General features: G+C 43.6%; 15 protein-coding genes. 8 read left to right on the top strand and 7 right to left on the bottom strand.

The window, feature by feature from the left end:
• Window positions 1-139 precede the first annotated feature (139 nt).
• Together groL and groES are read right to left on the bottom strand one after the other, a co-directional pair.
• Window positions 140-1,765, bottom strand: coding sequence for a chaperonin GroEL (gene groL / locus FFM77_RS05490; RefSeq protein WP_137634755.1), 1,626 nt, complete (start codon window positions 1,763-1,765; stop codon window positions 140-142).
• Window positions 1,766-1,823: 58 nt separating this feature from the next.
• The gene (gene groES, locus FFM77_RS05495; protein ID WP_137634756.1) at window positions 1,824-2,108 is read right to left on the bottom strand and encodes a co-chaperone GroES; all 285 of its coding nucleotides are present in this window, start codon (window positions 2,106-2,108) and stop codon (window positions 1,824-1,826) included.
• A 246-nt stretch (window positions 2,109-2,354) separates the two neighbouring features.
• Here groES and FFM77_RS05500 point away from each other — a divergent pair, with 246 nt between their 5' ends.
• Window positions 2,355-2,993, top strand: coding sequence for a CPBP family intramembrane glutamic endopeptidase (locus FFM77_RS05500; RefSeq protein ID WP_137634757.1), 639 nt, complete (start codon window positions 2,355-2,357; stop codon window positions 2,991-2,993).
• Window positions 2,994-3,038: 45 nt separating this feature from the next.
• Here the strand turns inward: FFM77_RS05500 and FFM77_RS05505 are convergent, their stop codons facing one another.
• A complete protein-coding gene (locus tag FFM77_RS05505) occupies window positions 3,039-3,707 on the bottom strand; it encodes a redox-sensing transcriptional repressor Rex (protein WP_137634758.1) in 669 nt (222 codons plus the stop codon).
• Between the two features lie 166 nt (window positions 3,708-3,873).
• Here FFM77_RS05505 and FFM77_RS05510 point away from each other — a divergent pair, with 166 nt between their 5' ends.
• A complete protein-coding gene (locus FFM77_RS05510; RefSeq protein ID WP_137634759.1) occupies window positions 3,874-5,853 on the top strand; it encodes an ABC-F family ATP-binding cassette domain-containing protein in 1,980 nt (659 codons plus the stop codon).
• A 47-nt stretch (window positions 5,854-5,900) separates the two neighbouring features.
• Here FFM77_RS05510 and tsaD read toward each other — a convergent pair whose 3' ends face one another.
• The 4 genes from tsaD to tsaB are packed head-to-tail and all read right to left on the bottom strand — an operon-like array spanning window position 5,901 to window position 8,693.
• The gene (gene tsaD, locus FFM77_RS05515) at window positions 5,901-6,938 is read right to left on the bottom strand and encodes a tRNA (adenosine(37)-N6)-threonylcarbamoyltransferase complex transferase subunit TsaD (RefSeq protein WP_137634760.1); all 1,038 of its coding nucleotides are present in this window, start codon (window positions 6,936-6,938) and stop codon (window positions 5,901-5,903) included.
• Window positions 6,939-6,951: 13 nt separating this feature from the next.
• Window positions 6,952-7,410: a ribosomal protein S18-alanine N-acetyltransferase gene (gene rimI / locus FFM77_RS05520; RefSeq protein WP_137634761.1), complete on the bottom strand. Its 459-nt coding sequence runs from the start codon at window positions 7,408-7,410 to the stop codon at window positions 6,952-6,954.
• Window positions 7,403-7,984 (bottom strand): ribosomal protein S18-alanine N-acetyltransferase, encoded by a 582-nt coding sequence (rimI, locus tag FFM77_RS05525; protein ID WP_137634762.1) that lies wholly within the window; start codon window positions 7,982-7,984, stop codon window positions 7,403-7,405. The genes rimI (FFM77_RS05520) and rimI (FFM77_RS05525) overlap by 8 nt, the downstream gene beginning before the upstream one ends.
• A complete protein-coding gene (tsaB, locus tag FFM77_RS05530) occupies window positions 7,968-8,693 on the bottom strand; it encodes a tRNA (adenosine(37)-N6)-threonylcarbamoyltransferase complex dimerization subunit type 1 TsaB (RefSeq protein WP_137634763.1) in 726 nt (241 codons plus the stop codon). Before tsaB ends, rimI (FFM77_RS05525) begins: the two co-directional genes overlap by 17 nt.
• Window positions 8,694-8,987: 294 nt before the next feature.
• On the opposite strand from tsaB, the gene FFM77_RS05535 reads away from it, so the two are divergent.
• Genes FFM77_RS05535 through phnW form a run of 6 tightly spaced genes read left to right on the top strand, consistent with a single transcriptional unit; the run spans window position 8,988 to window position 14,433 of the window.
• Complete coding sequence (locus tag FFM77_RS05535; protein WP_137634764.1) at window positions 8,988-10,031, top strand: phosphate/phosphite/phosphonate ABC transporter substrate-binding protein; 1,044 nt, start codon at window positions 8,988-8,990, stop codon at window positions 10,029-10,031.
• Between the two features lie 36 nt (window positions 10,032-10,067).
• Window positions 10,068-10,841 carry a phosphonate ABC transporter ATP-binding protein gene (gene phnC / locus FFM77_RS05540; RefSeq protein ID WP_137634765.1) on the top strand — a complete coding sequence of 258 codons (774 nt, stop codon included), beginning with the start codon at window positions 10,068-10,070 and terminating at the stop codon, window positions 10,839-10,841.
• Window positions 10,831-11,634, top strand: a complete 804-nt coding sequence (gene phnE, locus FFM77_RS05545; protein WP_137634766.1) for a phosphonate ABC transporter, permease protein PhnE — start codon at window positions 10,831-10,833, stop codon at window positions 11,632-11,634. The genes phnC and phnE overlap by 11 nt, the downstream gene beginning before the upstream one ends.
• Window positions 11,631-12,482: a PhnE/PtxC family ABC transporter permease gene (locus tag FFM77_RS05550; protein ID WP_137634767.1), complete on the top strand. Its 852-nt coding sequence runs from the start codon at window positions 11,631-11,633 to the stop codon at window positions 12,480-12,482. The genes phnE and FFM77_RS05550 overlap by 4 nt, the downstream gene beginning before the upstream one ends.
• Before the next feature lie 27 nt (window positions 12,483-12,509).
• Window positions 12,510-13,307: a phosphonoacetaldehyde hydrolase gene (phnX, locus tag FFM77_RS05555; RefSeq protein WP_137634768.1), complete on the top strand. Its 798-nt coding sequence runs from the start codon at window positions 12,510-12,512 to the stop codon at window positions 13,305-13,307.
• Window positions 13,308-13,332: 25 nt separating this feature from the next.
• Window positions 13,333-14,433, top strand: coding sequence for a 2-aminoethylphosphonate--pyruvate transaminase (gene phnW, locus FFM77_RS05560; RefSeq protein ID WP_137634769.1), 1,101 nt, complete (start codon window positions 13,333-13,335; stop codon window positions 14,431-14,433).
• Window positions 14,434-14,530 lie beyond the last annotated feature (97 nt).

Below are 14,530 nucleotides of genomic sequence, written 5' to 3' on the forward strand. Positions count from 1 at the left end.
ATCTTCATATTGCTTTAACTTAACGATAGTCCCAATACTTGAGTCTAACATTCCGGTACATCCAACTGATACAAACGCATTTAAGACCAAAAAAAACACCCACTCAACTTGAGCAGGTGTTTATTAGCTTAATTTAAGCTTACATCATGCCGCCCATACCTGGGTTTGGTGCAGCTGGTGCAGCTGGCGCTTGTGGTTCTGGCTTTTCAGCTACGACCGCTTCAGTCGTTAATAATAACGCTGAAACTGAAGCCGCATTTTGTAAAGCTGAACGGGTAACCTTGGTTGGATCAACAATCCCAGCCTTGATCATATCAACCCATTCGTCGGTTGCTGCGTTGAAACCAAAGCCTGGCTTTTGTTCCTTCATCTTTTCAACGATTACAGAACCTTCCAATCCAGCATTTTCAGCAATTTGACGAACTGGTTCTTCTAAGGCGCGCTTAACAATATTGATCCCAGTTTGAACATCGCCGGTTTCCTTTAAGGCAGCGACATCCTTGATCACATTGATCAAAGCAGTCCCACCACCAGCAACGAAGCCTTCTTCAACGGCCGCACGGGTCGCATTCAAAGCATCTTCAATCCGGTATTTACGTTCTTTAAGTTCGGTTTCAGTTGCAGCACCGACCCGCACAACGGCGACCCCGCCAGCTAACTTAGCCAAACGTTCTTGTAACTTTTCTTTGTCGAAATCAGAACTAGTTTCACTGATTTGGTTACGGATAAATTCAACTCGTTCGTTGATAGCAGCCTTATCGCCAGCCCCTTCAACAATCGTAGTGTTGTCTTTAGTAACCGTGACTTTATTTGCTTGACCTAATTGATCAATCGTGGTGTCTTTTAATTCAAGACCCAAGTCATCAGTAATAACCGTCCCACCAGTTAAGATGGCGATATCTTGCAATTGTTCCTTACGCCGATCACCAAAACCGGGTGCCTTAACAGCGACGACGTTAAACGTCCCCCGCATCTTGTTTAAGACTAAGGTTGGTAAGGCTTCACCAGAAATGTCATCCGCGATGATCAATAATGGCTTGCCTTGTTCAACAATCGATTGTAACAATGGTAAGATATCTTGAATGTTAGAAATCTTCTTATCAGTGATCAAGATGTATGGGTTATCAAGGTCAGCTTCCATTTTATCGTTATCAGTAACCATGTATTGTGATAAGTAACCACGGTCAAATTGCATTCCTTCAACGACATCCAAACTCGTATCAACCCCACGAGATTCTTCAATCGTGATAACACCATCATGACCAACTTTTTCCATAGCTTCCGCAATCAACTTACCAGTTTCTTGGCTAGCTGATGAAACTGAAGCGATTTGTGCAATATCATCTTGCGTCTTAACTTCATGTGCCATGGCGTGTAAAGAGTCAACCGCAGTCTTAGTAGCTTCTTCAATCCCACGACGAATGCCAACTGGGTTAGCCCCGGCAGTGACGTTCTTCATTCCTTCGTTAACGATTGATTGGGTTAAGACCGTAGCAGTAGTGGTCCCATCACCAGCGATATCGTTCGTTTTTGAAGCAACTTCAGAAACTAACTTCGCACCCATATTTTCAAAGTGGTCGTCTAATTCAATCGCCTTAGCAATTGTGACCCCATCATTAGTGATGGTTGGCGAACCATATGATTGTTCCAAAACAACGTTACGCCCTTTAGGCCCTAACGTAGATTTAACGGTGTTAGCCAATTGGTCGACACCTTTAAGCATTGCTGAACGTGCATCTTCAGAGAACTTTAATTCTTTAGCCATTATCTGTGTTCACCTCATAAATAGATTTTTTTGTTTAGTTATAAATTTTTAAATGGAATTAGGCTTCGACAGCCACAATGTCTTTTTCATGTAAGACTAAATAAGTGGTGCCTTCGTACTTAACTTCAGTACCGGCGTACTTGTCGAACAATACTTGATCGCCGACTTTCACGCTTGGGGCAACCTTCGTCCCGTTATCTAAAATCCGGCCATCGGCTACAGCAACAACTTTGCCGCTTTGTGGCTTTTCCTTAGCGTTGTTGGCGATAACAATCCCGCCAACCGTTTGTTCTTCTTCTGCTTGTTGTTGCAAGATGACGCGATCTCCTAATGGTTTTAACACGTGAATCCCTCCATTTATTTCTTTTTTAGCACTCTTAAAGCTCAAGTGCTAATCACAAAATCAACTATAACATTTTAATTTTAGAATGCAAGTTATTTGTCAAAATTAGTCAAAGAAAGTCAAATCGATTATAATGGATTTATTTACTGCCCGTTGCTGGTCATTTTTAACAATCATTGTGCCCTCTAAATTGGGGTTGAGGTCAGCGCGGCAACTTGCTTGATCACTAACAAAGGATGTGAGTTCATGGCCAATCGCCGACAATCACTAACTATTTTAATCGTTTACTTTATCATCTATGCGCTACCCAGTTTACTAGTAGCCATCTTTAAGCATCTCGGCAGCCAGGTCTTTTTAATCCAAACCTTGGATTATCTTATTGGCGCAGTCCTATTAGCTTGGCTAGCCACACGCCCGTCAACGCCTAATCCAATCGAGCGTCATCAACAAAACTGGCTAATAACGCTGCTTTGGGGACTGGCTGGTTTCGTCATTGTGGTTATTGTTCAGGCCATCGTCCTGCAACTTGATCAATGGCTCGGCCATTCCGTCGCTTCAACCAATACGTCAACATTGTTAACTGTTGGCCATCAATACCCCTTTTTCTTCCTGGCCATCTTCGTCGGCGCACCAATTATGGAAGAAATCGTCTTTCGAAAAGTTATCTTTGGCAATCTAAGTTCATTGATTGGTCCGATTGGCGCTGCCTTAATTTCTAGTCTATTTTTTAGCTTTGCGCATGCAGATGGTCATTTAATTCTATATGCTCTGATTGGCTTGTGTTTCTGTTGGCTATATCGACAAACTGGTCGTATTCAGACATCGATGTTAGCGCATATTTTGATGAATGCCCTGGCCATTATGAGTGCCATTTATCATTTTTAGTAAACCAAAAGGCGTTCCCAATGTGGGAGCGCCTTTTAAATAAGCCTAATCCGCTGACGAATCAGTTTTTTTATCACCTAATTGTTCACCATAATGTTCAATGAAATAAATTAACGTTTGCAATTCGTTGGTTAAATCGACGTTTTGTACCCGCACGGTTTCAGGAACTGAAATGCGTAATGGCGTGAAGTTCATGATGCCCTTCACATTTGCGTCCACCAAGGCATCGGTAATATCTTGCACAACAGTGGTTGGTACCGTTAAAATGGCAATCTCGATTTGTTGCTCGATCAATTGCTTTTTCAACTCAGTCATGGGATAGACGGGCACCCCGCTTTGGACGGTGTTCGCGATTGCTTCGTTCACATCGAAAGCAGCGGAAATACGAACATTACTATTCTTGTGAAAATTAAAATTAAGTAACGCGTGTCCAAGGTTCCCGACCCCAATCAAAGCAACATTGGTCAAGGTATCCTGATTTAAAATCTTCTTGAAAAATGCCAAGAGCTTTTCAACATCATAGCCATAACCACGCTTACCTAAAGCCCCAAAATATGAGAAATCACGCCGAATCGTAGCGGAATCAACTTTAACCGCCTCTGAAAGTTCGGTCGATGAAACCCGTTTTTTGTCGGCATCCAACAGAATGTTTAAGTACCGATAGTAGATTGGTAACCGTTTAGCTGTTGCTCGTGGAATTTTTGTCTCTGCCATTTGACGACCCTCCTTATTAAAAAGTTTGTGAATTTGCTGACACTATTCTAGCATAACCCGTCACTTTGTGAAATAATAATCCCTCATTATTCCATTTTGTTAGGGCAAAACGCGACAATATGCTACAATTATTTGACGAATCAAGTGTGAAAGGAGCTTAAAAAACGTGATTTTACTACAAGTACAGCAAGTCATGCGGCGTTTTGGCGCCGATGTCTTGTTCGATAACGTACAAATGGACATCCAAGATCATGCCCGAGTCGCACTCGTTGGCCGCAACGGAGCCGGCAAGTCGACGCTTTTAAAGATGATTGCCGGTGAAACCGTCCCAGATGAGGGCCAAATTTCAATGCGCAAAGGGTTAACAATCGGTTATTTAGCCCAAGACCAAGGACTGGATAGTCACAACACAATTTGGGAAGAAATGAGCAGCGTCTTTGCCGGACTACATAAATTAGAGGCGCAAATGCACCGATTAGAAGCGCGCTTGAGTGATCCCGCTGTCATTGCCGATGAGACCGACTATCAACAGACCTTAAAAACTTACGATCAGGTTCAGACTGAATTTCAACAAAAGAATGGCTATGGTTATCAAGCGGAAATTCGGGGGGTCCTCCATGGGTTTCAATTTGAAGCCGATGTTTACGACAAGTCAGTTACCGAATTATCAGGGGGTCAAAAGACCCAGTTGGCGCTTGCTAAGTTACTGTTAGAAAAACGTGACTTACTCATCTTGGATGAACCGACCAACCATTTGGACGTCGAAACCTTGACCTGGTTGGAAGGTTATTTGCAATCCTATACTGGTGCCTTATTAATTGTCAGCCATGACCGCTATTTCTTAGACCGCGTGGTTAGCGAAGTTTATGATCTGTCCCATCACGAAATGGTCCATTATACTGGAAATTATGACCAATTCGTGCAAAAAAAAGCGGCACGAATTCAAGCTGAGTGGAAACACTATGAGAAGCAACAAGCCGAAATCAGTAAATTAGAAGATTTCGTTAATCGCAACATTGTCCGGGCTTCGACCACCAAGCGGGCCCAATCCCGGCGCAAGCAATTGGCCAAGATGGATCGTTTGGAACGACCAGATAGCGATGATAAGACCGCCCACTTTGGGTTTCACGCGGCTAAGCAAAGTGGCAACATTGTGTTGACCGTTAAAGATGCCGCTGTCGGTTATGCCGGTCAGATTTTATCTGAACCCGATAACCTCAATGTCAAAAAACATGAAGCCGTTGCGATTGTTGGTCCGAACGGGATTGGTAAATCCACCCTCTTAAAGAGTATTCTTGGTCAGATTCCATTCATTAAAGGCCAAGCCACCTTTGGCACCAACGTTGTCACTGGTTACTACGACCAGGAACAAAAGAATTTGCATGATAAAAAGACCGTCTTGAGCGAATTATGGGATGAACACCCCACGACACCTGAAAAGGACATTCGAACAATCTTAGGGAGTTTCCTCTTTACCGGTGAAGATGTTGATAAACCCATCAACGCCCTATCTGGTGGTGAGCGTGCCCGGTTACTATTAACGAAATTAGCGATGCAAAACGACAATTTCTTAATCTTAGACGAACCAACCAACCATTTGGACATTGACAGTCGGGAAGTCTTGGAAGTCGCTTTAAATGATTTCGATGGCACCTTACTATTCGTTTCACATGACCGTTACTTCATCAATCAGGTTGCCACTAGTGTTGTTGAGGTATCCCCGAGCGGCACTGAATTATTCCTGGGTGACTATGATTACTATATAGATAAGAAACAAGAACAAGCTGAGATTGCTGCCGCAGCTGAAAGTGAAGCTGCCGCTAGTACCGCCGCGGCCAATCCGGCAACCAGCGAAGCAACCGCTCCTGATAACCGCTCTAAAGGACAACAAAGTTATCAAGCCAGCAAACAGCAACAACGTGACAAGCGTAAGCTAGAACGATCTGTTGCTAATTTGGAAACCAAAATGACGGCTTTAGAAACCCAAGCGGCCGCTATTCAAGAACAAATGGCGCAACCGGAAATCTTTGCCGATTCTGCTAAACTACAGGATTTACAACAACAATTAGAAGCTGTTAATGCTGAACAAGAACAAGCTGAAAATGACTGGACCGAACAAGCTGAAGCATTAGAAGCTTTTGATTAAAAAAATAACGTTCCCTTTTCGTTTAACGAAAAAGGAGCGTTATTTTTTTAATGAACCATATTAGGCATCCAATCGAATTCAAGACTTGGATCTGCATTCAGACTCGCATCACCAAACTTTTGCTGTTGATATTGAATATATCCGGCAGCCCCAATCATGGCCCCGTTATCACCACAAAGTTTTAGTGGGGCTAAGATGAGTTCCGTATTTGGAAATTTTACTGGTAGTTCAGCCTGCAACCGTTCCCGCAGACCATGATTAGCAGCAACCCCACCAGCTAAGACCAACTGCTTAACCGGATATTGTTCCAAGACACGCATCGTCTTAGCCGTTAAAACATCGACTACACTAGCCTGAAAACTAGCCGCTAAATCATTTTTATCCAAGGTTTCGCCAATCTGATCTGCATGATGCACAGTATTGATGAATGCACTCTTCAACCCACTGAAACTAAAATCAAAGTTGTCTTCATCCATCATGGCACGCGGAAACTTAAACGTATCCTGACCTTGATGGGCCATCTCGTCAATAACCTTACCAGCTGGATAAGGCACGCCTAAGACCCGGCCAATTTTATCATAGGCTTCACCGGCCGCATCATCCCGGGTTTCACCGATAATTTCGAATTGACCATCGGCTTGCATATAGACCAATTCCGTATGACCGCCAGAAACCAATAAAGCCATCAACGGAAATTCAAACGGCTTCACAAAACGAGCCGCATAAATATGGCCAGCCATATGATTAACTGGAATCAAGGGCAAATGATGGGCATAAGCCACGGTTTTAGCAGCACTAACGCCTACCAATAAAGCGCCAACCAGGCCGGGACCATATGTGACCGCTACCGCATCCAAATCATCATAACCGACATGTGCTTCTGCCAACGCATCAGCAATACAGATTGTGATCTGTTCAATATGATGCCGACTGGCGACTTCAGGGACCACCCCGCCAAACCGCTTATGACTATTAATTTGCGTCGCAATCACATTGGATAGGATTTTGTGCCCATCTGCAACTACGGCCACACTAGTTTCGTCACAACTAGATTCAAACGCTAAAATTAAATTTTGCTTCTCCACGAGTTACCATCCTTCAATTCATAATCTTTCGCATAATTAAGGCATCTTCAGTTGGATCATGATAATAAGCCCGGCGCACGCTAAGGGGTTCAAAGCCGCAGCAATCATATAATCGTCGGGCAGCCTGATTACTTTGACGTACTTCTAAAAAGACCTTTCCAGGGCGATCAAGTCGATCCAAGACCGTGGTCAGTAACCATCGGGCCTGACCTTGATGCCGAAAAGCCGGCAAAATGGCAATATTAGTGATCTCGGTCTCATCTAAAACCGTGGTCATACTCATAAAACCAATCGGACGCTGATCCACACTCAAAACGTTATAAGCGGCTTGCGGGGTTGCAATATCAGCGGCAAAAGTCACCTGCTGCCACGGTGCCCCTTGCGGATACGCCTGATCTGCCAACTGATAACACAACTTTGCCAGATCAGCCGATAAATAGGTTGACCCACTCACCAACTGTCGCTCAGTCATCGGTCGTTGCCACCGGTAAATGGTACGTCATGTCAATCGCATCTTCATGATCACCAAAGTAGTACCGCTTTTTGATACCGGCCTTTTCAAAGCCAATCCCGGTATACAATCGTTGCGCTGCGACATTGCTATAGCGAACCTCTAACGTGACCGTCCGATAGTTCAAGTAAGTCGCCCGTTTGATCATCGCTTGCATCATAAAGCGCCCCAACCCTTGATTTTGAAAATCTGGATGAACCGCGATATTGGTGATGTGTGCATCTTGACGCCGATCATCAAAAGCACAGCCACAAAACGCACATAACCGATCATTATGCCGCATCACAATATAGAAGCGCCCACTTTGCCGACGTAATTCCGTCTTAAACGCATTTTCATCCCACGGTGTTTTGCCAGCATAAACGGCTTTTTCAATCGCCAACATCTCGGGTACGTCGGTAATCAATGCACGGGAGACATAATAATTAGTTGGCCCCACCGTCACAATATGCTGGTCAATCGTCATGATTTTTTGTCGACGCTGACTGTGAGCTTTAGTTATTTTTTGAAAGTACTGCTTAAATCTTCTCAACATATGGCGCATGGTCCTCTTTCGGATGCTTAGCGAGCCATTCACTTTCAGCTTGCGTCAATCGCAAATAGTGAGGCACAAAAGCATGTAATTGTTTAACTGGGGTCATGGTTCGGCCTAGTAAGCCTAGCACGGCCGCTTGTGGTAAATCTTGTTGCGGTAACGCCCGCACAAAGTTCGCTTGCAAAGTTGCTTGCAACCCTGCTTGATATTGATCGACGGCCGTACCAACAAACACGATTGGCGCTTGATAAGCCTTTAACTGCTGAGCCCATTCGGCCGCACCAATATGCTGATCGGCAATGACTGGCACTGGCCGACCAGCATGCATGCGATACAGTCCGGTAAATAAATTATCACGACGGGCATCAAATAATGGGGCGACTAATTGGTCTTCAATCGTCACATTAGCTGCTAACACGGCTAAGCTGGAAACACCAACTAGTTCCTTATTCAACGTATACGCAAAAGTTTTCGCAGTCGTCACGCCGATCCGTAACCCCGTGTATGACCCTGGACCATCGGCGACCACGACTCGATCAATGTCGTCCGCTGTTAACCCCGCTTGAGCAATCGCTTGTTCAATCAACGGCAGTAACGTCACACTAGAATTACGGCCGACCGTCGTTGTCGCCGTGGCGAGAATTTTTGTATCAGCTAGCACGGCAACACTGACTGGCCGATTAGATGTATCAATTGCCAACAACTTCATAATTTTAAAAAACTCCTCATTTTGAATTACTCAACATATCTTATCATAATTTAGCGGCTTTTAAAGCGATTGGTTCGTTTCCAATCGCTTTAATACCAAATCCTAACCGCTTTAAACAATTCTAAAAGTCAGCCATCTGACAAGCTACTTTTGAATAAATCTTTACACAGTCACCCCGTAAGTAAATTTTCTTTACACAACTTATACAAATTGTTTACGACTAATTTCACGCACATTTACATTCAACTGTTATGCTACGCTAGTAAATAAATTACTTGGAGGTAATTGGAAATTATGTCAAAAATCAGTAAGTCACTTGTAGGGATTTCATTAATCTCAGTTTTAGGTTTAGCAGGGTGTACAAGTCTGGGAACTAGCAGCAAGTCTGCTGGTAACAGTGCAGACAAGGGTAAGCCGATCACGGTCGTCTTCTACCCTAACGAATCCGCTAAAAGTTTCTCTGGCTCTCGGGACGCATTAAAGAAGTCAATCGAAAAGGTCACTGGTAAGACGGTTAAGCTTCAAACAACGACCGACTATAACGTGGCAATCCAAGCAATCGCTTCTGGTAAGGCCCAAGTTGCTTACATGGGGGCTAACGGTTATATCCAAGCTAACCATTTAAGTAAAGACGTTCAACCATTTGCAGCTCAATCAGATTCTGAAGGAACGCTGAAGAAAGCTTCATATAATTCATACTTCATGGTCCGCCAAAGCGATGCTAAGAAGTACGAATCAAATGGCAAGTACAGTATCAAGAACGTGAAGGGTAAGAAGATGTCTTACGTTTCTAACAGTTCAACTTCTGGTTTCTTAGTACCAACTGCTGAATTAACACGTGAATTCAACGTTAAAGATACGGATACGTTAACGCAAAACGGTAAGTTCTTTAGCAAAGTCCTCTATGGTGGTTCACATCAAGGTTCAGCCGTGAACTTATTAAAGGGTGACGTTGATGTTGCCGCCTTTGATGATACTGACTTAATGCCTTACTTGAAGGTGACTAGCGGCTCATGGAACAAGCTTGGCTCAACTTTCACGGTCAAGAATGACGCTGAAGCACCATTTGGTAGCTTAAAGGGTAAGAAAGTAGTCAACATTGCCATGATGCCAGTTCAACAAGGCCCATGGGTCTACAACACTAAGGCCCTTAGCAAGTCTGATCAAACTAAGATTGCCAACGAATTTACTTCAAAATCATTCGCAAACAACAAAGAAATCTTCTCTGAACCAAATGCGAAGACACCAAAACTCTTCCCTAAGACTTCAGACAAGAGTCAATTAGTTAAAGTTAACGATAAATGGTATGCCCCAACTCACAAGTTAGTTGGGTACTAAACTGCTCTTTAACCCTGCTTTATGAAAGGAACTGCTATGCTCAAGGTAATCCAACTAGATAAGACTTACGGTCAAAATAAACATTCGCTTAAAGACGTTAACTTCACCGCTCAACCTGGTGAAGTGACTGCCATCATCGGGCCATCCGGTGCCGGTAAAACAACGATTTTACGCAGTGTCAACCAATTGATCCGCGATAACGGCGGTAAGATTTTACTTGACGATCAAGATATTCGCCAAGCGAACAAGTCCGAATTACGTAAAATTCGGCATCATATTGGGATGATTTTTCAAAATTACAATTTAATTAGTCCGTTAACGGCTCTCGAAAATGTACTCCATGGCCGTTTAGGCGCTAAATCAACTTTTGCCGGTATTTTCGGAATGTATAGTACTGATGAAAAACAAGAAGCCTTAGCGTTATTAAACGAAGTTGGTCTAGGTGAATACGCCTACCAACGTTGCGACCAGTTAAGTGGTGGCCAGCAACAACGAGTTGGGATTGCCAGAGCTTTGATGCAGCATCCTAAAATGATTCTCTGTGATGAACCAATCGCTTCACTAGATCCTAAATCGACTAAAATCGTCATGGATATTTTGCGACAATTGGCGAAAGAAAAACAGTTAATTATTCTGATTAACTTGCACCAAATCGACATTGCCCTAGAATACGCTGACCATATTGTCGGCATTAATAGTGGCGAAATTGTCTTTGAAGGTCCTAGTCAGGCAGTAGATGATCAAGTGCTACAAAAGATCTATCGCCAAGCGGATCAACCTAAACAGGCGGTAACAGCCAATGAAAACTAACTTTCAATCGCCACAACAGTTTTTTCGGCAACGCCGCTTGCGGCTTGGTATCGTCTTAGCCGTTTTACTCGTCATTTATGGTGTTTCCATGGTATTGGTTAACTTCCAAACCTTGGCCTCACTGATGCAGGTTCCGGCTGGGCTGATTTGGTTATTTAAGAATTTTATTCCTACTGAACGTTCGATCTCGTATCTAGGACCAATTCTTTATCAACTCTGGCGGACATTAATCGTCTCAGTTTCGTCAACAATTTGTGCCAGTTTGCTAGGCTTGATTTTTGCCATTCTAGGTGCAAAAACGACCAGCCCACTACCTGGTCTCCGGTTAGTCATTCGTTTTGGGGCTTCCCTCTTACGAAATATTCCGGTCGTTGCTTGGGCTATGATCCTGTTATTCTCTTTTAAACAAAGTGATTTTACTGGGTTCTTAGCCTTGTTCTTCATGACTTTAGGATATTTGACCCGGGCCTTCACTGAGACCATCGAAGATTTAGATGGTGAAAAGCTGCAAGCGTTACAAGCAGTTGGTGCTAACTACTTCCAATGTGTCTTTTGTGGCGTTTTACCAGAGGTAGCTAGTACATTAACCAGCTGGGTGCTTTACATGATTGAAAATAATCTCCGTGATGCCACGCTTGTCGGTATTTTGACCGGGACCGGTGTCGGATTCTTATTCAACCATTATTTTAAGAGCTTCCGCTATGATGCCGCTGGTTTAATCGTCTTGCTAATCGCGGTACTCGTCATTTGCCTTGAATTAACGTCAACTCAGATTCGGAGGGCCATCGCATGATTGAAAATAGCCAATCAGATTCTAAAGTCATTCAGCCAACGTCCAATCCGAAACGGATCACGTTACTGACTAAGCCCCGTCTTATCCTACGCGGTGTCTTAATTGCTTTAGCCTTAGTGACTGTTTATTCACTAGTCACTTTAGATGCTGGTAATCTAAAATTTAGTGAGGCCTTCCAGAGTCTAGGAGCCAACCTACAAGCGATGTTTCTCCATCCAGGTGTTGGCCAAGACAACTGGTCCTTATTACTAAGAGCCCTCACAACTAGTGTGGCCTTAGCCATGCTAACGACCTTATTAGGTGCTTTCTTTGCCTTTTTCATTGCCGTTTTCTCGGCTCGTAACCTGGTACCAAGTTGGTTAGCCACTTCCATCAAAGCGGTCATGGCCTTTATCCGATCAATTCCAACGATCTTATGGGTCTTAATCTACTCAGTCGTCATGGGATTAGGTGCCAATGCTGCTGTGGTCGGCTTAACGTTCCATAGTATCGCTTACTTGGTCAAAGCTTACTCCGAAAGTATCGAAGAAACCTCAGCTGATACAATCGAAGCTTTAAAAGCTAGCGGCGTCGGTTTCTGGCCTATTATTTTCCAAGCGATTTTACCATCGATCATTCCAGCTTTACTAAGTTGGACGTTCATTCGTTTTGAAATTAACTTTGCCAATGCGGTCGCAGTTGGTGCCGCAGCTGGTGCTGACGATATTGGTTATTACTTGTTTATGGCCAGTGGCTTTTACTTCAACTTCCATGAAGTTGGGTTAATTGTTTATCTCTTATTAGGCGTCGCCATTGTCCTAGAAGTTGTTTCAATGAAGTTGCGCGGTCACTATTTGCAAAAGAACTAACACCACTTGATTTAAAGGAGTTTTCTAATGACGATTCAAGCCGTTATTTTTGATTGGGCTGGTACGACGATTGATTATGGTAGTCGGGCCCCCATTGTTGCTTTCCAAAAAGCCTTTGAGAATGTTGGCATTAAGATTTCTGAAGCCGAAATTCGCCAAGATATGGGCTTAGACAAATACACTCATATTCATAAGATTATCAACTTGCCAGCAGTTCAAAATGACTGGCAAGCCCGGTTCCAAGTCTTACCCACTAGTGATGATTGCGATCGGATCTACTTGGACTTCAAAGACATTTTATTAGCCTCTTTGACTGACTTTGCACAACTCAAGCCCGGAATGACTGCCACCATCGATTATATGAATGCTAATCAGATTGCTTATGGCACAACGACTGGCTATGACGCTGAAATGCTCGCAATTGTCTTACCCATTGCGGCTAATCAAGGCTACCGGCCAACAGTCAACATCACATCTGAACAAACTAATGGCATCGGTCGGCCAGCACCTGCCATGCTAGAACTGGCTTGCGACCAATTAGAAATCAAGGACTACACCACCGTCTTAAAAGTTGGTGATTCAATCAATGATATTTTAGAAGGTCAAAATGCCGATGCAATTACGGTTGGTCTGATTGATGGTAGTAATTTGATGGGTCTTTCCCAAACAGAATTTGACGCTTTATCAACTGCTGAACAAACTGAATTGCGCATGAAGATCACTGCCCAATACGAAGCAGTTGGTGCTGATCATATTTTACAATCAATGGCTGATTTACCAGCCTTGATTGACATGATTAATCAACCCGTGACTGATCGTCACTAAGCCGATCAAAGGAGTAACTTATCATATGAAACAACCTTATTTATTATTAACCCCTGGGCCTTTAAGCACGACCCCAACAGTTAAAGCTGCCATGCAGATTGACTACTGTACTTGGGATAGTGATTATCGGACAGTTACGGAAACCATTCGCCAACAAATTCTAGCAATGGCTGAAGCCAACCCTAACAACTATACAACGGTCCTATTACAAGGTAGTGGTAGTTATGGTGTTGAAGCGACTATTGGCGCGGCAGTTCCTCGTGAAGACGCCGTTTTGATGGTTGCTATCAACGGTGCTTATGGCCGTCGTATTAGTGAAATTGCTGACTACTATGCGATTCCACACGTTGACGTTGAGTTTGCCGAAGATGAAGCAGTTGATCCACAACGGATCGAACAAGCATTAGCTGCGCATCCAGAGGTCACCCACTTTGCTACCGTGCATAGTGAAACAACTACTGGAATTTTAAATCCAATTGAACGCCTGGTTCCCCTACTCAAAGCTCGTGGCATTGTTTCTATTATTGACGCCATGTCTAGTTTAGGTGGCGTTCCCTTGGTCATGGACCAACTAGACTGTGATTACTTGGTCAGCAGTGCAAACAAGTGCGTTCAAGGGGTCCCAGGCTTTGCCTTCATCATTGCTAAACAAAGCGAACTGGCTAAAACTGCTGGTAACGCCCGTTCATTGAGCTTAGATATTTATGCCCAATGGCAAGCAATGACGAAGCAACCTGGTAAATGGCGGTTTACATCACCAACCCATGTTGTTCATGCCTTCGCTCAAGCCTTAAATGAGCTTGAAATCGAAGGTGGTGTGGCACAACGCTATCGTCGTTATGCGGCTAACCAACAAGCATTAAGTGATGGGATGCAAGCTTTAGGATTTGATTTAGTGATTGATCCGGCTGATCAAGGCCCGATTATCACCTCCTTCAAATACCCAAGTACTGATTTTGACTTCGATGCTTTCTATCAATTTATCAAAGAACGTGGTTTTGTGATCTATCCTGGTAAAGTATCAACGATTCCAAGCTTCCGGATTGGGACCATTGGTGATGTTGATACAACTGATATTCAACGGTTATTAGCAATTATCAGTGATTATCAACGCCTAACCCATTAATACTTTAGTTTCGTGATAATACAAAAATACTAAGCTTAGAGGCATAGAAGTTACCCGACGGGGTGCTCCTATGCCTCTATTACTTTATAGTGGTAGT

This window comes from Lactiplantibacillus songbeiensis (assembly GCF_005405125.1).
Classification (GTDB): domain Bacteria; phylum Bacillota; class Bacilli; order Lactobacillales; family Lactobacillaceae; genus Lactiplantibacillus; species Lactiplantibacillus songbeiensis.